16 protein-coding genes are annotated in these 17,761 nt (G+C 76.0%); 13 read left to right on the forward strand and 3 right to left on the reverse strand.

Annotation, left to right across the window (positions count from 1 at the left end; all coding sequences use genetic code 11):
- Positions 1-27 precede the first annotated feature (27 nt).
- The 5 genes from ACI782_RS11765 to ACI782_RS11785 all read left to right on the forward strand — a co-directional run bounded on the left by ACI782_RS11765 (position 28) and on the right by ACI782_RS11785 (position 5,546).
- Positions 28-759 (forward strand): type 1 glutamine amidotransferase, encoded by a 732-nt coding sequence (locus tag ACI782_RS11765; RefSeq protein WP_456909303.1) that lies wholly within the window; start codon positions 28-30, stop codon positions 757-759.
- A gap of 4 nt (positions 760-763) precedes the next feature.
- Positions 764-3,865, forward strand: coding sequence for a bifunctional [glutamine synthetase] adenylyltransferase/[glutamine synthetase]-adenylyl-L-tyrosine phosphorylase (locus ACI782_RS11770; protein ID WP_456909305.1), 3,102 nt, complete (start codon positions 764-766; stop codon positions 3,863-3,865).
- A 117-nt stretch (positions 3,866-3,982) separates the two neighbouring features.
- Positions 3,983-4,780, forward strand: coding sequence for an MIP/aquaporin family protein (locus tag ACI782_RS11775; RefSeq protein WP_456909307.1), 798 nt, complete (start codon positions 3,983-3,985; stop codon positions 4,778-4,780).
- A gap of 68 nt (positions 4,781-4,848) precedes the next feature.
- The gene (locus ACI782_RS11780) at positions 4,849-5,151 is read left to right on the forward strand and encodes a hypothetical protein (protein WP_456909309.1); all 303 of its coding nucleotides are present in this window, start codon (positions 4,849-4,851) and stop codon (positions 5,149-5,151) included.
- A 56-nt stretch (positions 5,152-5,207) separates the two neighbouring features.
- Positions 5,208-5,546, forward strand: coding sequence for a CDGSH iron-sulfur domain-containing protein (locus ACI782_RS11785; RefSeq protein WP_456909311.1), 339 nt, complete (start codon positions 5,208-5,210; stop codon positions 5,544-5,546).
- A 14-nt stretch (positions 5,547-5,560) separates the two neighbouring features.
- Here ACI782_RS11785 and ACI782_RS11790 read toward each other — a convergent pair whose 3' ends face one another.
- Entirely contained in the window at positions 5,561-7,063 is a 1,503-nt protein-coding gene (locus ACI782_RS11790; protein ID WP_456909313.1) for a methyl-accepting chemotaxis protein, read from the reverse strand.
- A 194-nt stretch (positions 7,064-7,257) separates the two neighbouring features.
- Positions 7,258-8,268: an iron-containing redox enzyme family protein gene (locus ACI782_RS11795; RefSeq protein WP_456909315.1), complete on the reverse strand. Its 1,011-nt coding sequence runs from the start codon at positions 8,266-8,268 to the stop codon at positions 7,258-7,260.
- A gap of 75 nt (positions 8,269-8,343) precedes the next feature.
- Here ACI782_RS11795 and ACI782_RS11800 point away from each other — a divergent pair, with 75 nt between their 5' ends.
- The 8 genes from ACI782_RS11800 (at position 8,344) to ACI782_RS11835 (ending at position 17,417) form a co-directional block, all read left to right on the forward strand.
- On the forward strand, positions 8,344-9,189 hold the full coding sequence (locus ACI782_RS11800) for an SDR family oxidoreductase (protein ID WP_456909317.1): 846 nt from the start codon (positions 8,344-8,346) through the stop codon (positions 9,187-9,189).
- A 216-nt stretch (positions 9,190-9,405) separates the two neighbouring features.
- The gene (locus tag ACI782_RS11805) at positions 9,406-9,879 is read left to right on the forward strand and encodes a hypothetical protein (protein ID WP_456909319.1); all 474 of its coding nucleotides are present in this window, start codon (positions 9,406-9,408) and stop codon (positions 9,877-9,879) included.
- A 277-nt stretch (positions 9,880-10,156) separates the two neighbouring features.
- Positions 10,157-11,872, forward strand: coding sequence for a bifunctional metallophosphatase/5'-nucleotidase (locus ACI782_RS11810; protein WP_456909321.1), 1,716 nt, complete (start codon positions 10,157-10,159; stop codon positions 11,870-11,872).
- A gap of 234 nt (positions 11,873-12,106) precedes the next feature.
- Entirely contained in the window at positions 12,107-12,967 is an 861-nt protein-coding gene (locus ACI782_RS11815; protein ID WP_456909323.1) for an FAD binding domain-containing protein, read from the forward strand.
- Positions 12,967-13,437: a (2Fe-2S)-binding protein gene (locus ACI782_RS11820; RefSeq protein ID WP_456909325.1), complete on the forward strand. Its 471-nt coding sequence runs from the start codon at positions 12,967-12,969 to the stop codon at positions 13,435-13,437. Before ACI782_RS11815 ends, ACI782_RS11820 begins: the two co-directional genes overlap by 1 nt.
- Entirely contained in the window at positions 13,434-15,740 is a 2,307-nt protein-coding gene (gene pucD / locus ACI782_RS11825) for a xanthine dehydrogenase subunit D (RefSeq protein ID WP_456909327.1), read from the forward strand. Before ACI782_RS11820 ends, pucD begins: the two co-directional genes overlap by 4 nt.
- Positions 15,741-15,744: 4 nt before the next feature.
- Entirely contained in the window at positions 15,745-16,779 is a 1,035-nt protein-coding gene (locus tag ACI782_RS11830) for a s-methyl-5-thioribose-1-phosphate isomerase (RefSeq protein WP_456909328.1), read from the forward strand.
- The gene (locus tag ACI782_RS11835; RefSeq protein WP_456909330.1) at positions 16,776-17,417 is read left to right on the forward strand and encodes a class II aldolase/adducin family protein; all 642 of its coding nucleotides are present in this window, start codon (positions 16,776-16,778) and stop codon (positions 17,415-17,417) included. Before ACI782_RS11830 ends, ACI782_RS11835 begins: the two co-directional genes overlap by 4 nt.
- A 9-nt stretch (positions 17,418-17,426) precedes the next feature.
- Here the strand turns inward: ACI782_RS11835 and ACI782_RS11840 are convergent, their stop codons facing one another.
- Positions 17,427-17,696, reverse strand: coding sequence for a hypothetical protein (locus ACI782_RS11840; RefSeq protein WP_456909332.1), 270 nt, complete (start codon positions 17,694-17,696; stop codon positions 17,427-17,429).
- Positions 17,697-17,761: the final 65 nt, after the last annotated feature.

A 17,761-nucleotide genomic window follows, 5' to 3' on the forward strand; every position in this document is an offset into this window, starting at 1 on the left:
ACGAGGTCCTTCACCTACCCTCGACGCGTGGCCCGCCTGCTCGTCGTCGTCCCGCACGAGACCGACCCGCCCGCCCGGCTCGCCGGGTGGTTGCGCGACGCCGCGCTCGAGCTCGACGAGCGGCACCTCGGCACCGGCGACGAGCTGCCCCAGACGCTGGACGCGGTCGACGGGCTGCTGGTGCTCGGCGGCCCACAGTCGGCGACGGACGACGAGGCGACCAGCCCGGAGCTCGTGGGGGTCCGCAAGCTCCTGGCCGAGGCGCTGCAGGCCGACGTCCCCACGCTGGCCGTCTGCCTCGGCGCGCAGCTGCTGGCCCAGGTCGGCGGCGGACTGGTGCGCCCGGGCGTCGACGGGCCCGAGGTCGGCGCCCTGCTGGTCGCCAAGCGGGACGCCGCGGACGCCGATCCGCTCTTCCGGCCGCTGCCGCTGAGCCCCGACGTGATCCAGTTCCACCACGACGAGATCGCCGAGCTGCCGGCCGGTGCCACGCTGCTGGCGAGCAGCCCGATGTACCCGCACCAGGCGTTCCGCGTCGGCCGGCACGTCTACGGCATCCAGTTCCACATCGAGACGACCCCCGAGATCGTCGCGGAGTGGGCGGAGCGCGACGTGGTCGGCGTGGCCGCCAGCGGCCTGGACCGGGAGACCGTCTGTGCCCGAGCCGCCGCGGTGCACCCCGACCTCGAGGAGGTGTGGGCGCCGTTCGCCGGCCGCTTCGCCGACCTCGTGCGCACCCGCGCCCGCGCGGCGGCCTGAGCCCGTGACGGCCAGCGAGCAGCGGGAGGTCCCGCGCCGGGCGGTGGTCCGGCTGGTGCGGTTCGGCTTCCTCGACGGCGAGCGAGCCGCCCGGATCCTGTCCGAGCCCGAGATCGGCCTGTGGGACCTCGAGCGCAACGAGCCGGCCGACCCCGAGGCGGGCCCGGTGGTGTCGGCGCTGGCGCGCACCGGCGACCCCGACCTGGCGGTGCTCTCGCTGCACCGGCTGATCGAGGCCCTCGACCGGGCCGACCCCGGCGGCGGCTCGGCGGCCACGCTCCTGGCCCGGCTGCGCGGCTCGGCGCTGCTGCGCGCCCGGCTGCTCGGCGTGCTCGGCGCCAGCTCCGGCCTGGCCGACCACCTCGCCGCCCACCCCGGCGACTGGACGGCCCTGGACGGGGACGGGCGGGGCTCCGTGCGCCCGACCGCCCACGCGCTGGAGCGGCAGATGCTCGTCGCCGTCGGCGCCGACCCCGACGACCCGCCGTGGGGCGTGCGCCTGGGCAGGGCCGCGCCCGACGCCGCACCGAAGCGGGTCGCGGACCTGCGGCGGGCCTACCGGCGGGCCGTGCTGTCGGTCGCCGGCCGCGACCTCGGCGAGGGCCTGGCCGCCGAGGACGTCGCCGCGGAGCTGGCCGACATCGCCGCCGCCGTCATCACCGCGGCCCTGGCCGTCGCCGTGGCCGAGCAGCCGGCCGACGCCGCGGCCTGCCGGCTGGCGGTCATCGGCCTGGGCAAGTGCGGTGGGCGGGAGCTCAACTACGTCAGCGACGTCGACGTGGTCTTCGTCGCCGAGCCGGTCGACCCCTCGGACGAGGAGGCGCCGGCGATCCGCAGCGCCACCCGGGTGGCCGCCGCGCTCATGCGCATCTGCCACCAGGCGGCCTGGGAGGTCGACGCCGCCCTGCGCCCGGAGGGCAAGGCGGGCGCGCTGGTGCGCACCCTGAACGGGCACGCCGCCTACTACCGGCAGTGGGCCAGCACCTGGGAGTTCCAGGCACTGCTCAAGATGCGCCCCGTCGCAGGCGACCCCGACCTCGGCCGCGCCTACGTCGAGGAGCTCTTCCCGATGGTGTGGCAGGCCGGCGACCGCCCGGGTTTCGTCGCCGAGGTGCAGGCGATGCGTCGCCGGGTGCTGGAGAACATCCCCCCGGCGCAGGCCGAGCGGGAGCTCAAGCTCGGCCGCGGCGGGCTGCGCGACGTCGAGTTCGCCGTCCAGCTGCTGCAGCTGGTGCACGGGCGGGTCGACGTCCGGCTGCGGGTCGGCGGCACGCTGCCGGCGCTCATGGCCCTCTCCGCCGGCGGCTACGTGGGGCGCGACGACGCCGCGACCCTCATCGCCTCCTACCGCTTCCTGCGCACCGTCGAGCACCGTCTGCAGCTGTTCCGGCTGCGCCGCACCCACCTGCTGCCCACCGACGAGCAGCAGCGCCGCTGGCTGGCCCGCTCGCTGGGGTACAAGCCCGACACCCGCGGGGACGCCGTCGCCGTCCTCGACGCGGAGCTGGCGCTGCACACCCGCGAGGTGCGCCGGCTGCACGAGAAGCTCTTCTACCGGCCACTGCTGTCGGCCGTGGCCAAGGTGCCTGCCGAGGCCGCGCAGCTGGGCTCGAAGGCGGCGGCCGACTGGCTGCGGGCCCTCGGCTTCGCCGACCCCGACGGTGCGCTGCGGCACATGGCCGCCCTCACCGGCGGGGTGTCCCGGTCGGCGGCGATGCAGAAGTACCTGCTGCCGGTCGTGCTGCAGACCCTCGCCGACTGCGCCGACCCCGACGCCGGGCTGCTGGCCTACCGGAAGGTGAGCGAGGCCCTCGGCGGCAACCAGTGGTACCTGCGGCTGCTGCGCGACGAGGGGCAGGTCCCCGAGCGGCTGGCCCAGCTGCTCGGCTCCAGCCAGTACATCGCCTCGCTGCTCACCCGCACCCCGGAGGCGCTGCGGATCCTCGCCACCGACGACGAGCTGCGGCCGCGCACCGCGGCGGCGCTGGCCGGGGCGTGGCGGCAGGCGGCCGGGCGCGCCGCCGACCCGCAGGACGGCGTCCGGGTGCTGCGCAGCCTGCGGCGCTCCGAGCTGCTCCGCGTCGCCGCCGCCGACCTGCTGGGCATGCTCGACGTCGAGCAGGTCGGCCGGGCGCTCACCGACATCGCCGTCGCCACCCTCCGGGTCGGGCTGGACGCCGCGGTCCGCGCGTACGCCGCCGAGGACGGGCTCGAGCCGGCCGACGTCCCGACCGACGTCGCGGTGATCGGGATGGGCCGGCTCGGCGGGGGCGAGATGGGCTACGGCTCGGACGCCGACGTCCTGTTCGTCCACCGGCCGCGGGTGGGGGCGGACGACACGAAGGCGACCGCGGCGGCCAACGCGATCGCGCACACGCTGCGCCGCCTGCTCGGCGAGCCGGCGCCCGACCCGGCCTTCGAGGTCGACGCGGACCTGCGCCCGGAGGGGCGGCAGGGCGCGCTGGTGCGCAGCCTGGACTCCTATCGCGAGTACTACGAGCGCTGGATGTCGGTCTGGGAGGTGCAGGCGCTGCTGCGTGCGGTCCCGGTCGCCGGCGACGAGGCGCTCGGGGCGGCGTTCGTCGAGCTGGTCGACCCCATCCGGTACCCGGCCGAGGGGCTCGACGACGGTCAGGTCGCCGAGATCCGCCGCATCAAGGCCCGGGTGGAGCGGGAGCGGCTGCCGCGCGGTGCCGACCCCAAGACGCACACCAAACTCGGCCGCGGCGGGCTCGCCGACGTCGAGTGGACCGTCCAGCTGCTGCAGCTGCAGCACGCCGCCGAGGTGCCCGCGCTGCGGGTGCCCTCCACCGTGGGCGCGCTCGAGGCGCTGCGGGAGGCCGGGCTGCTCGACGCCGACCACGCCGACGCGCTGCGGACGGCGTGGGAACTGGCCACCCGGGCCCGCAACGCGGTCTTCCTGGTCCGTGGCCGGCCCAGCGACCAGCTGCCGCGGCCGGGCACGGAGCTGGCCGGCGTGGCCCGCGCCAGCGGCTACGGCCCGGACGCCGACCCGGGGCAGTTCCTCGACGACTACGGGCGGGCCACCCGCCGGGCGCGCGGCGTCGTCGAGCGGGTGTTCTACGGGCAGGCGCCGTCCGGCTGACGGAGGTCCCTGGCGGGTCGCGGGCCGGTGCGGCCAGCCTGGGTCCCGGAGCCCGCATCGCGGTCGCCACGGGGGCGGCGCGGGGGAGCGGATGCGGTCGTCCCCGGAGGTGGCCCCGTGGCCCCCACGCTCACCCGCCAGGTGCTCGCCGAGTTCGTCGGCACGGCAGTGCTGGTCTTCGTCGCCGTCGGCTCGGCGGTGGCGGGCATCGACCAGCTGGGCCCGACCGGCGTGGCCCTGGCATTCGGGCTGGTCCTGCTGGGCCTGGCCTACGCCCTCGGCCCGGTGTCGGGCTGTCACGTGAACCCCGCCGTCACCCTGGCCGTGCTGCTGTCGCGGGGCATGACAGCGGCCGAGGCCGGCGCCTACTGGGTCGCCCAGTTCGCCGGCGGGATCGTCGGGGCCGCGCTGCTGGCCCTGCTCACCAGCGGCTTCGGCGGCCTGTTCGACCAGACCGGGGCGCTCGGCAGCAACGACTACGGCGCCACGATCAGCCTCGGCGGCGCGTTCGTCCTCGAGGTGCTGCTCACCGCCGTGTTCGTGCTGGTCATCCTGCTCGTGACCGGGCGGGCGGCCGTCCCGGGCTTCGCCGGCCTGGCCATCGGGCTCACCCTGACCGCCGTCCACCTCATCGGGATCCCGCTGACCGGCACCTCGGTCAACCCCGCCCGGTCGCTGGGCCCGGCGCTGTTCGCCGGCGGGGAGCCGCTGGCCCACGTCTGGCTGTTCATCGTCGCGCCGCTCGTCGGCGCCGTCCTGGCGGTGGGTTTCGCCCGGCTCGTCCCGCTGCCGCCGGCGGTCGAGAAGGCCGGGCCGCTGCCGGCCGACCGCACCGGCGCGGACCTGCCCCCGGAGACCGCGCCGGCGCCTCGCTCGCCGGCCGGTCGGGAGCAGGCCCGGCAGCGGGACCGCTGAGGTGCTTGCAGCCGGGCGACGATGGGGCGGACCATCGGGGCAGGCCCCCGTGTCGGGAGGAGAGCGGTATGTCCGACCCCGTCCACCGTTCGCCGGAGCAGCCGGCGGACTTCGTCGACATGTCCCCGGCGGAGAAGCTGATGTGCGAGTGGGAGGCCCGTCACGACGTGGCCGCCCGGGGCGGTCGGGTCGACCCCGCAGCGGCACTCCTGCACAACCTGAGCCACACCCGCCGGGAGGAGCTCCTGCACCACCACGAGCACCCCGAGCGCCGGCAGCGCGAGCGCGACGCGCGGGAGGAGTTCGCCACCGAGCACCCGTTCACGGCGTCGTGGGTGCGGTGGGGCGAGGACCCGCGCGCCGGTCGCTGACCACCCCCGCGGGGGAACGGGGTGTGCGCCCGGGCCGGGCGGGGCAGGGGAGGACCGTGCCCGCGATCCACCCCGTCCCGACCGACCCGTCCGGCTCCGACGTGCCCGTCGACGGCGCGCCGCACACCGAGCCGGCCGGCGCTGCCACGATCACCCCGTACCGGGACGGCCCGCTGATCGTGCGCGGCGACTTCCGGCTGGTCGACCAGGACGGCCACGAGATCGACCCCGGCCGGGAGACCGTCGCGCTGTGCCGGTGCGGGAAGTCGGGCATCAAGCCCTTCTGCGACGGCACGCACAAGCGGGCCGGCTTCTCCGCGCCGAGCGCGCCCAGCCGCCCCCGGCCGGCCGCCCGCATCCTGCGCGACGGCCGGCCCGGCTCGGCCGTGGGCTGACCCGCCCGGACGCCTCAGTCGCGGCCCTCGAACGCCCTGGCCATGCGCTCCTGCTCCTCGAGCACCTCGCCGATCCTGGCCTGGACGGCGTCGAGCTGACCGATCACCTCGCTGGTGGCGTGGATGCCGGCCGACACCGAATCGGTGCTGGTCTGGATGCCGGTGATCTGCGTGGACACCCGCTGGGTGGCGGCCGCGGTCTCGCGGGCGAGGTCCTTGACCTCCCCGGCGACGACGGCGAACCCCCGGCCGAGCTCACCGGCGCGGGCGGCCTCGATGGTCGCGTTCAGGGCCAGCAGGTTCGTCTGGTCGGCGATCGAGGAGATGATCCGGATGACGTCGCTCACCGACGCCGACGCCCGGCCGAGGGCCTCCACCTCCGCGGTCATCGACGAGGCCTTGGCGACGGCGCTCTCGGCGACCCGGCCGGCCTCGGCGGCGGCCTCGCGCAGCCGGGCCACGGTCTCCAGCAGCTCCCGGGAGTTGGCGGCGTCGGCCTCGGCGCGGCGCAGGACGTCCAGGCGCTGGGAGACCAGCTGCTGGACGTTGCGCAGCGCGGAGGCCCGCGACTCCGACAGGTCGATGGTCTCGGTGACGAAGAAGTCCATCGTCCCGACGACACGGCCGTCGGCGATGATCGGGAAGCACACGCCCGAGCGGACGCCGGCCCGCTGGGCGGCGGGCGCACGGACGCAGTCGGTGACCTCGGCGAGGTCTCGGACGAACTCCAGGTCGCGGGACCGCCAGGCGCGGCCGGAGAGGCCCACGCCCTCGGCGAAGCTCGCGCGCAGGGTCACCTGGCGGAACTCGTCGCCGGCCGAGCCGGACTCGACGCTGAACCGCAGCACGTTCTCGGCCGGGTCCAGCGCCCAGTAGGAGCCGTAGGCCCAGCCGAAGGCGGAGCGGACGGTCTCCAGGGCGATCCGCAGCGCCGAGGCCTCGTCCCGGGCCTCGCCGACGCGGGCGACCACGGTGGTGACCGCCTCGCGGTCGTCGAGGGTCTCCTGGAGCAGCGTGGCGGCCAGGGCCTGGCGCCGGGCGTGCGCGGCCACCCGTGAGACCGCCCGCCACCTCTCAGCCCGGCCACCGAAGAACGGCAGGTCACCACGGGTGTAGTACTCCTGGACGGCGACCACCCGGCCGTCCAGGAGTACGGGCAGGAAACAGCCGCGCCGGGCACCCGCGGCCGCCGCCGTGGCCCACCGGCCGCACGCGCCGGCGGGGCTGGACTCGTCGCAGACCACCTCGCGGCGCTCCCGCACCGCCTGCCCGCCGAAGCCGTCCTCCGTGGTCATGAGGGTGTCGGCGGGCCAGCGGGCCGACATGGCGCGGCCGAGGTCCCCGATCTGCGCCTCGAGCCGGAACCCGTCGCCCGCGGGCAGCCACACCGCGCCGTAGGCCATCCCCAGGGCGTCCACCAGGGCGGTGACGACCCTGACGTGCGCGTCGCGTTCGCTGGTCACGCCCTGGTCGAGGACGGCGAGGACCCGCTCGAGCGCCTCGACGTCGCGGGGCATCCGCGCGGCCGACGGCGCGGCGGTCGGAGTCGGGGCATCGGTACGCCGCCACATGGGTGGGCCTCCGGGGATCGCGTGGGCGGGCGTGGAGCACCCGCGACCGCCGGAACCGCCGACGTCCACCGCCCCACCCCGAGGGGTCGCGGAGAACATCGGCAGCGCCCGCCCGGAGTCCAGCCGGGCGCGAGGCCGGGTCAGGCCGCGAGTGGCCGCTCCCCGCGCAGCCCGGAGCGGCCCGCCTCCCAGGCGGCCAGCAGGTGCCGGGCGGCCAGCCCGTCGACGGCCAGGGCGCAGGCCGCACCGAAGAGGACGTCGCGGGCCAGGGCGGGGTCCTCGGCGACGAGGGACCCGCACATGTCCACCGAGGCGATCTGCTCGTGGACCGCGTCGGCCTCGACGTGCTCGTCGTAGAACACGGTGGTGCGCTCGTCGAAGCCCAGCCGGCGCAGCCCGGCGGAGTACCGGCGGGAGGGTTCGGAGGAGGTCATCTCCACGGCGGTGAGGTGGCCGATCGCCGCGGCCCGCCAGCGCCGGTGCAGGCCGAACAGCGACATGGTGTTCACCGACGCGAACGCCGGGGCGGGGGCCGCGTCCCAGAGCGCGCCGTAGCCCGCGTCGAGCCCGAGGTCGCGCATCAGCCCGGCGAACAGCTCGCTGTGCATGCGCGCCGGCGCGCCACCGCCGTACTCGTCGGCCTGGATCTCCACCATGGCCGCCTTGGCGCGGCCGGCCAGGCGCGGGACGGCGAAGGTGTGCGGGTCGCCCTCCTTGAGGTGGTAGACCGAGCGCAGCGTCAGGTACTCCCGCCACTGGTCGAGGGTGCCGGTGCGGGCCAGGTACGACGACAGGGACGGCGAGTCGTCGGCAGCGATGAGCGCGGTGAGCTGCCGGTCGATCGGCTCGTCGGTGACCGCGAGCTCACCGGCCAGCGCGGTCAGCGCCTCGGTGTGCCGGCGCTCCAGGTGCGCGCGCAGGCCGATCAGGTCCGGGTCCCACTCCCAGGCGTCGTCCACCCCGTCGAAGCCGCGGTAGTGCAGCTCGTAGCAGACCGCGAGGGCCAGCTGGAGGTCCTCGTCGGCGAGGGGGTCCGCGGCGCCGGCCGCCGTCCGCCGTGCCTGCTCGACGGTGTCGGGGGTGAGCGCGCCGTCAGCGAGGTCGGCACGCAGGGCGGCGGTGAGCGGGCCCCGGGGCTCGGGCAACTGCATGCAGCGCCCATGCCCAGCACCTGCGGAATCGATGCGCGGGAGGCGTGTGGTCTCGCCCATGGGTAGGACACCACCATGTCGAGCACCCCGGACCGCGTCGTCCTCGTCACCGGCGGCAGCGCCGGCATCGGCCGCAGCACCGTCACCCGGCTCGCGCGCAGCGGGGCGCGGGTGGTCACCTGCGCCCGGGGCGGCGACCGGCTGGCCGAGGCCGTGGACGGGCTGCCCGGGGTCACCGGCGTCGTGGCCGACGTCGCGGACGCCGGTGACCGCGCCCGCCTGGTGGAGCGGGTCCTCGACGAGCACGGCCGCCTCGACGCCGTCGTCCTCAACGCGGGGCTGGGCTGGGCCGGCCTGGTCGAGGACATGCCCGGCGAGGTCGTGGAGGGCATCGTCGCGCTCAACCTCACCGGCGTCATCGAGGTGACCCGGCTGGCCCTGCCGCACCTGCTCGCGGCGGCGGCCGAGCGCGGGCGGGGGGACGTCGTGACGATCGCGTCGGTCGCGGCCTGGTCGCAGGTGGCGCCGCTGACCGTCTACTCCGCGACCAAGGCGGGCGTGCAGGGGTTCGTCAAGGGGCTGCGCCGGGAGGTCACCGCCCGCGGCGTGCGCGTGCACACGGTCAACCCCGGCCCGGTGGCCACCGAGTGGCTGGCCCGGGGGCACGGCTCCCCACCGGCCTCGGACGCCGACGTGCCCGGCCGGCTCTCGCGCGGCATCGACCCGGACCGGGTGGCCGCCCAGGTCGAGCGGTGCCTCGCCGCCCCGTGGTCGCGGACGGTGGCCGTGCCCCGGTGGATGGGGCTGGCCCGGCTGGGGGAGGTGCCGCCGGTCGACCGGCTGCTCGACCTGACGCTGTCCCGCCAGGCCGACCGGGTGCGGCGGATCGCGGCCCGGTCGGTGGCGCGGCGGACCGGCTGAGCATCGGCGGGATCCGATCTGCCCCACGCTCGCACCCACCCCGCTGAGCGCAGTGGCGCCCCGAGATCAGAGCGCCTGGAGTGGCCACCGGGGCGACGGTGTGCCGAATTCCGGCGCGACACAGCTCCGGTACCGATCCGTACGGGAACGGCCGCCCTACGTTTCCGAGGTCATCACCCCCGGCGGCTGTCGTCGCCCTCAGGATCAGGACTTGCTGTGACTGTCCCCACCTCGGCTCCCGTCAAGGTCTGCCCCCACTGCGGCGTGCAGGCGCAGACGGTTGAGATGAAGTGCCCGCACTGCGGGAAGAAGTACAAGAAGAAGAGCGCGGCGCTGAAGATCCTGCTCGGCATCGCCGTGCTGATGATCGCCATCATCGGCGGCTGCATGGCCCTCGTTGGTGGCGCCGTCAACGAGGCGGTCGAGACCCTCAACGAGGAGCAGGCGAAGAGCGCCATCTCGCAGGAGACGTTCGACGGCATCCAGATCGGGGCCACTCGGGCGGACGTGGACGCGGCGGTGGCTCCGGCGGTGCCTCAGGACGCGCAGGAGTTCACGCAGGAGGGCGTCCTCGACCAGGAGCAGATCAACACGTCCTGCATCTACTTCAACCGCGATGGTGGCACGTTCGGCGACGTCTTCCAGTTCTGCTTCGACGGCGACCGACTGACGAGCAAGAACTCCTACTGACCGTACGGGCACAGGGACGCCGCCTTCGGGCCCAGCCCTGCCCCCAGCTCTCCAGCCCCGGTCGACGCGACACCGGCCCCCGGCCTCACCGAGGTCGGGGGTCGGTGTCGTCGTGCCTCGACGTCGTGGGTCTTGGAGTACCGGGCGCTGCTGAGGTGGAGAATCTCGCTCCCGCGCCCTTCCCGGCCAGGGCGCGGCGGACCGGCCCCGGCGTTTGACGGGCCGAGGTGCAGACCCCACGGTGGGGTGTCCGGTCGGTTCCACCGGGAGGGTCCGCATGCGCCCCACCGTCCTGCGCCGCACCGCTGTCGTCGCGGCCGCGACCTCGACCCTGGCCGCGCTGACGGGGAGCGTCATCGCCCCGGCCGGCGCCGCCCCGCCGCCGGTGGAGGTGCAGCTGTTGGCCCTCAACGACTTCCACGGCAACCTCGAGCCGCCGTCCGGCTCCGGCGGGCGCATCCAGACCGGCGTCAACCCGGACGGCACCCCGCAGACCGTGGACGCCGGCGGCGCGGAGTACCTGGCCGCCCAGCTCGCCGCGCTGGCCGAGCACCAGCGCGGGGAGAACACGATCACCGTCGCTGCCGGTGACCTGATCGGCGCCTCCCCGCTGCTGTCGGCGGCCTTCCACGACGAGCCGACCGTCGAGTCGCTCGGCTTGGCGGGGCTGGACTACGCCAGCGTCGGCAACCACGAGTTCGACGAGGGTCCGGCCGAGCTGCTTCGCATCCAGGACGGCGGCTGCCACCCGGTCGACGGCTGCGCGGACGGCACCCCCTACCAGGGCGCGGACTTCCAGTACCTGTCGGCCAACGCCTTCGTCACCGAGACCGGAGAGCCGCTGCTGCCGCCCTACGCGGTGCACCGGGTGCAGGCCGTCGACATCGGCTTCATCGGGATGACCCTGGAGGGCACCGGCGCGATCGTCAGCCAGGAGGGCACCGCCGGCCTGGAGTTCCGCGACGAGGTGGAGACGGCCAACCGGCTCGCCGCCGAGCTCCAGGAGCAGGGGGTCGAGGCGATCGTCGTCCTGCTGCACGAGGGCGGCGCGCAGACCGGCGAGAACGCGTGGGACGTCAACGGCTGCAGCGGCCTCGCCGGGCCGGTCGTGGACATCGCCGCCGGCATGGCCGAGGCCATCGACGTCGTGGTGAGCGGCCACACGCACCAGGCCTACAACTGCGAGCTGGGCGGGAAGCTGGTCACCAGCGGCAGCTCCTTCGGGCGGCTGGTGACCGACATCGACCTCACTCTCGACCGGGCCACCGGCGACGTCCTGACCGCGGCGGCCGAGAACGTCGTCGTCCGGCGGGACGTCGCGGCGGACCCGGCGCAGACCGGGCTGATCTCCCGCTACCGGGAGGCCCTGGGCCCGATCGCGAGCGAGGTCGTCGGGACGGCGGCGGTCGACCTCACGCGCACGCAGGAGCCGCTGCTCGACGGCGCGGAGTCCGCGCTGGGCAACGTCATCGCCGACGGGCAGCTCGCGGCCACCGACGACGAGGCCGGCGCGGTCGCCGCCTTCATGAACCCGGGCGGCGTGCGGGCGGACCTGCAGGCCGGGGAGGTCACCTACGAGGAGGCCTTCACCGTGCAGCCGTTCGCCAACAACCTGGTCACCCTCGACCTCACCGGTGCGCAGCTGCAGTGCCTGCTGGAGCAGCAGTTCCAGCTGGAGCGGGTGCTGTACCCGGCCGGGATCTCGTACCGCGTCGACCCCGCCGGGGCCGGCGCGGCGGCGGGCGCGGACCCGTGCTCCGGCACCCGGGTGCCCGACGGGTCGGTGCAGGTCGCCGGCTCGCCGGTGGCCGCCGACGCGACGTACCGGGTGACGGTCAACAACTTCCTCGCCGGCGGCGGGGACGGGTTCACCGTGCTGACCGGCGGCACCAACGCGGTGACCGGACCGATCGACCTCGACGCCTTCACCGCCCACCTGGGCGCGGCGTCGCCGGTGCAGGCCCCGGCGCTGGACCGCATCGCGCCCGTCTGACCGGCCCGGCGCCGGCCCGCCTCCCGCGGGCCGGGCCGCCGTCGGCCGGGCCGCCGGACCCGCGCCGGGCGGCCGCGCCCGCCGAGGGAGGTCCTCACGCAGCGGCGGGCGGCCACCCGGACGGGTGGTCCCGAGACGGGACGAGGCACCTTGTCACGGTCCGCGTCGCGCTGTTCCCTGCTCGTCACGTCTCTCGTGCACAGTGCCGTGCACGAGGAAGAGCGAGGAGCGCGCATGGACTTCCTGCAGCCGACGACGTGGGACGAGGCGCTCGCCGCGCGTGCCGAGCGGCCGGACGCGCTGCCGATCGCCGGCGGCACCGACGTCATGGTCGAGCTCAACTTCGACCGGCGCCGTCCGGCGGCCCTGCTCGACCTGACCCGCGTGCCCGAGCTGCGCGAGTGGAGCACCGAGGACGGGCGGGTCCGCCTCGGCGCCGGCGTGCCGTACGCGCGGGTGATCCGCGAGCTGGGGGCGCACCTGCCCGGCCTGGCGATGGCGTCGCGCACCGTCGGGTCGCCGCAGATCCGGGTGCGCGGCACGGTCGGCGGCAACCTCGGCTCGGCGTCGCCGGCCGGGGACGCGCACCCGCCGCTGCTGGCCGCCGGCGCGGAGGTCGAGCTCGCCTCGGCCGCCCGCGGCGCCCGGCGGGTGCCGGTCGCCGAGTTCTTCACCGGCGTCAAGCGGAACGTGCTCGCCCCCGACGAGCTGATCGCCGCCGTCCTCGTGCCACCGGCGGCGGGGCCGCAGCAGTTCTGCAAGGTCGGCACCCGCAACGCCATGGTGATCGCGGTGTCGGCCTTCGCCCTGGCGCTGCACCCGGACCGGCAGGCGGTGGGCACCGGCATCGGCTCGGCCGCGCCGACCCCGCGGCGGGCGCCCGAGGCGGAGGAGTTCCTGGCCGGCGAGCTGGACTGGGCGTCCCGCCGGCCGCTGTCGGAGGCGGTGGCCGCCGAGTTCGGACGGCGGGTGGCCGCCGCGGCCGCACCCATCGACGACGTCCGGGGGAGCGCGGCCTACCGGCGGCACTCGCTGGCGGTGCTGGCCCGGCGCGCGGCCGCCTGGGCCTGGGACGACCTGAGGGAGGCAGCCTGATGCGCGTGACCACCACGGTCAACGGCACGCCCCACGACGTGGACGACGTCTGGGCCGGGGAGAGCCTGCTGTACCTGCTGCGCGAGCGGCTCGGGCTCCCGGGCGCGAAGAACGCCTGCGAGCAGGGGGAGTGCGGGTCGTGCACCGTCTACCTCGACGGCGAGCCGGTGTGCGCCTGCCTGGTCGCGGCGGGCCAGGCGACCGGCCGGGAGGTGACCACCGTCGAGGGGCTGGCCGACGGCGACCGCCTGCACCCGGTCCAGGAGGCGTTCGTCGAGGCCGGCGCCGTGCAGTGCGGGTTCTGCACGCCGGGCCTGGTCGTCGCCGCACACGACCTGCTCGCCCGGGTGCGGCGGCCCAGCGACCCGGAGATCCGGGAGGCGCTGGCGGGCAACCTGTGCCGCTGCACCGGCTACGAGAAGATCCTCGACGCCGTCCGGCTGGCCGCGGCGCGGCAGGCGGAGCGATGACCACCACCGAGGCCGGAGCGATGACCACCACCGAGGCCGGGGCGCGGACCACCGGCCGCATCGGCGAGAACGTGCAGCGCCCGGACGGCACGCTGAAGGTCACCGGCGAGTTCGCCTACGCCAGCGACCTTTGGCACGACGACATGGTCTGGGGCGTCACGCTGCGCAGCCCGCACCCGTCGGCCCGCATCCGCCGGATCGACGTGTCCGAGGCGCTCACCGTCCCGGGGGTGACCGCCGTCCTGACCGCCGACGACGTGCCGGGGGAGAACGCCTTCGGGCTGGAGCACGCCGACCAGCCGGTGCTCGCCGCGGACGTCGTCCGCTACGAGGGCGAGCCGGTGGCGCTGGTCGCCGCCGACCACCCCGAGACCGCGCGCCGGGCGGCGGCGCGGATCCGCGTCGACTACGAGGTGCTGCCCGCGGTCACCGACCCCCGCCGGGCCCTCGACGCCGACGCCCCGCAGGTCCAGCCCGGCGGCAACCTGGTCCGCCACGTGCGCCTGCGCCGCGGCGAGGAGCACCCTCCGGCCCCCGTCGTGGTGAGCCTGGACTTCGAGGTCGGCATGCAGGACCAGGCCTTCCTCGGCCCCGAGTCCGGGCTCGCCGTCCCGGCCGAGGACGGCGGCGTCGACCTCTACGTCGCCACCCAGTGGCTGCACGTCGACCAGCGGCAGGTGTGCCTGGCGCTGGGCCTGCCGCCGGAGAAGGTGCGGCTGACCCTCGCCGGCGTGGGCGGTGCCTTCGGCGGCCGCGAGGACCTCTCGGTGCACGTGCACGCCTGCCTGCTGGCGCTGCGGACCGGCCGGCCGGTGAAGATGAGCTACGGCCGCGAGGAGTCCTTCTACGGCCACGTGCACCGGCACCCGGCGACGATGACCTACGAGTTCGGCGCCGAGCGCGACGGCACGCTGGTCCACGCGCGGGCCCGGGTGCTGCTCGACGGCGGCGCGTACGCCTCGTCCACCGCGGCGGTCGTGGGCAACGCGGGCCTGCTCGGCATGGGGCCCTACCGGATCCCGTCGGTGGCGGTCGACGCCTACGGGGTGTTCACCAACAACCCGCCCTGCGGCGCGATGCGCGGCTTCGGCTGCGTGCAGGCGGCCTTCGTCCACGAGGCGCTGATGGACGAGCTGGCGGCCGCCGTCGGGGTCAGCCCGGTCGAGATCCGGCAGCGCAACGGCCTGCGGGAGGGCGACCGCACCATCACCGGCCAGCTGGTCGACTCCGCCGCGCCGGTCGCCGAGCTGCTGGAGCGGGTGGCCGCCATGCCGCTGCCCCCGCCGGCGGACACCGCCGACCTGCGCGCCCTGCCCGGCGCCGTCGGCAACACCACCCACGGCGAGGGGGTGCGCCGCGGCGTCGGCTACGCGGTCACCTACAAGAACATCGGCTTCTCCGAGGGCTTCGACGACTACTCCACCGCCCGGGTGCGGCTGCAGGTGGTCGGCGGCGAGGCCGTCGCCACCGTGCACACCGCGGCCGCCGAGGTCGGTCAGGGGCTGGTCACCGTGCAGCAGCAGATCGCCCGCACCGAGCTCGGGGTGGAGCGGGTGGTCGTCGTCCCGGCCGACACCGCGGTCGGCTCCGCCGGCTCGACGTCGGCGTCCCGCCAGACCTACGTGACCGGCGGCGCGGTCAAGGCCGCCTGCGAGGCGGTCCGGACGGCGGTGCTGCAGCGGGCCGCGGTCGCCCTCGACCGGCCGCTCGGCGCTCTGCGCCTGGACGGGGAGAAGGTCGTCGGGACCGGCGGCGAGGTGCTCGCCGGCCTGGCTGAGGTCCTCGGGGACGACGCGGTGGAGGAGACCGTCGAGTGGCGGCACCGCCCCACCCACGCCGTCGACCCCGAGACCGGGCAGGGCGACGCGCACGTGCAGTTCGCGTTCTCCGCGCACCGCGCCGTCGTGGACGTCGACACCGAGCTCGGCCTGGTCAAGGTGGTCGCCCTGGACACCGCCCAGGACGTCGGGAGGGCGATCAACCCCGACGCGGTCGTCGGGCAGATCCACGGCGGGTCGGCCCAGGGCATGGGGCTGGCCCTGATGGAGGAGGTCCTGGTGACCGACGGGCACGTACGGAACCCGTCGTTCACCGACTACCTGCTGCCGACGATCCTGGACGTGCCGCCGATGCGCGTGGAGGTCCTCGAGTACGCCGACCCGCACGCGCCCTACGGCGTCCGGGGCGTGGGGGAGCCGCCGACCATCTCGTCCGGGCCCGCGGTGGCCGCCGCGGTGCGGGCCGCCTGCGGGAAGCCGCTGCGCCGGGTGCCGATCCGCCCGGAGCACGTCACGGGCACCTGAAGCCGTGACCGCTCCCGTGGACGTCCCCGTCCCCACGCTCGTCGGGCAGAGCGTGGTGGTCGAGCCGGACGCCGTGCGCATCCTCGACCGCCGCGTCTTCCCCCTCGAGCGCCGCTGGGTGACCTGCCGCGACCACGAAGAGGTCGCCACGGCGATCGAGCAGATGGTCACCCAGAGCCTCGGCCCGCTGTTCGCGGCGGCCGGCGGCATGACCCTGGCCGCCCGGGACGCCGACCGGCTGCCGACGGCGGAGGCGCGCCGGGACCTCGTGGCGTCCGCCGGCCGCCGGCTGGTGGCCACCCGGCCGACGAACAACGCGATCCGGGACGTCGTGGCGGAGTTGCTCGCGGTGGCGACGGGGGCCGCGGACGCCGGCGACCCGGTGGGGCCCGCCGTCGCGGCGGCCGCCCGGGACCTCGCCGAGCGCACCCGGGCGGCGCACCGCCGGCTCGGCGAGCACGCCGCGGCGCTGGTCCCGGACGGCGCCACGGTGCTGACCCACTGCTGGGCCGAGACGTACCTGACGGAGACGGTGGCCGCGGTGCTGCGCTCGGGGAAGCGGATCGACGCGGTCTGCACCGAGACCCGGCCCTATCTGCAGGGCGCCCGGCTGACGGCGGAGAGCCTCGCCGAGATGGGGGTGCCCACGCGGCTGATCACCGACGGCGCCGCCGCCCACCTGATGAGCCGCGGCGAGGTGAGCCTCTTCGTGACCGGGGCCGACCGGGTCACCATGGACGGCTGCGTCGTCAACAAGATCGGCACGCTGCAGATCGCCGTCTCGGCGCACGCGTTCGGCGTGCCGTTCGTGGCGCTCGTGCAGGCCCCCGACCGGCAGGCGCCGGACGTGACCGCCGTCGACCTCGAGGACCGCGACGGCCGGGAGGTCCTGCACTGCCTCGGCCACCGCACCGCCTCGGCGCGGGTCACCGGCGTCTACCCGGCCTTCGACGTCACGCCGGCCCGCTTCGTGAGCGTCGTGGTCACCGACCGCGGGCGGTTCGCGCCGTGGGACCTCGCGTCCTACTCCCCGGCATGAGGGCCGCCACGACGCGGGACCAGGCGGTCGCCCAGCTCGTCGAGGTCGGCCGGCTGGCCGTCGAGCGGGGGCTGGTCCTCGCCAGCGGCGGCAACCTCTCCGCGCGGCTGCCCGGGGAGACCGAGTTCGTGGTGACCGCGGCGGGGACGTGGCTCGACCGGCTCACGCCCGGCGACTTCAGCGTGCTGACCCTCGGCGGTGCGGTGGTGGACGGAGCCCCGCGGCCGTCGAGCGAGTGGAAGCTGCACCAGCGCACCTACCTCGCCCGGCCGGACGTCAACGCCGTCGTCCACCTGCACCCGCAGCACACCGTCCTGGTCGACGCGCTGGGCCACCCGATCCGGCTGATCACCCTGGACCACGCCGCCTACGTGCGGTCGGTGGGCCGGGTGCCCTACGCGCCGAACGGCTCCGACGAGCTGGCCGACGGCGCCGCCGAGCAGGCGCGCGAGCACGACTGCGTCGTGCTGGCGCACCACGGCTGCTCGGCGCTGGGGCGGGACGTCGGCATGGCCTTCCGCCGGGCGCTCAACCTGGAGGAGGCGGCGACGGCGACCTACCGCGCCCTCCTGCTGGGCGACACGACCACGCGCTTCCCGCCCGACGCCCTGGCCGACCTGCACCACGGGCCGCCCTGACCCGCCCGGTCAGCCCCGGACGGCGTCCGCGAAGTCCGGGTACCCGGAGAGGACGTCCTCGAGCTCGACGATCCGCGGGAAGTCCGGCACCTCCTGGTGCTGCAGCAGGAACCGCACGGTGCGCTCCACCACCGCGACCTCGTCGACGTCCGCGACGCCGAGCCGGTCGAGGACCTCCGGGGTGAGCTGCACCCAGGTCTCCACCTCCTCGCCCCCGCCCTGCAGGCGGATGACGTACTGGTGGTCGCCCTGGGCCTCGATCTGGAACGGCTCGCTCATGGTCTCCGGCTACCCGGGAGCCGGGCCCGGACACGGTCCATCGGACGCCGCGTGCCCGGGCTGCG

It is taken from the genome of Geodermatophilus sp. SYSU D00703 (assembly GCF_054050155.1).

What these genes read in the sequence shown, in the direction of transcription:
- ACI782_RS11810 (WP_456909321.1), top strand. Translation starts at nt 10,157, where the DNA reads ATGCGCCCCACCGTCCTGCGCCGCACCGCTGTCGTCGCGGCCGCGACC.
- ACI782_RS11840 (WP_456909332.1), bottom strand. Translation starts at nt 17,696, where the DNA reads ATGAGCGAGCCGTTCCAGATCGAGGCCCAGGGCGACCACCAGTACGTC.
- ACI782_RS11780 (WP_456909309.1), top strand. Translation starts at nt 4,849, where the DNA reads ATGTCCGACCCCGTCCACCGTTCGCCGGAGCAGCCGGCGGACTTCGTC.
- ACI782_RS11815 (WP_456909323.1), top strand. Translation starts at nt 12,107, where the DNA reads ATGGACTTCCTGCAGCCGACGACGTGGGACGAGGCGCTCGCCGCGCGT.
- pucD (WP_456909327.1), top strand. Translation starts at nt 13,434, where the DNA reads ATGACCACCACCGAGGCCGGAGCGATGACCACCACCGAGGCCGGGGCG.
- ACI782_RS11835 (WP_456909330.1), top strand. Translation starts at nt 16,776, where the DNA reads ATGAGGGCCGCCACGACGCGGGACCAGGCGGTCGCCCAGCTCGTCGAG.
- ACI782_RS11790 (WP_456909313.1), bottom strand. Translation starts at nt 7,063, where the DNA reads ATGCCCCGCGACGTCGAGGCGCTCGAGCGGGTCCTCGCCGTCCTCGAC.
- ACI782_RS11820 (WP_456909325.1), top strand. Translation starts at nt 12,967, where the DNA reads ATGCGCGTGACCACCACGGTCAACGGCACGCCCCACGACGTGGACGAC.
- ACI782_RS11795 (WP_456909315.1), bottom strand. Translation starts at nt 8,268, where the DNA reads ATGCAGTTGCCCGAGCCCCGGGGCCCGCTCACCGCCGCCCTGCGTGCC.
- ACI782_RS11800 (WP_456909317.1), top strand. Translation starts at nt 8,344, where the DNA reads ATGTCGAGCACCCCGGACCGCGTCGTCCTCGTCACCGGCGGCAGCGCC.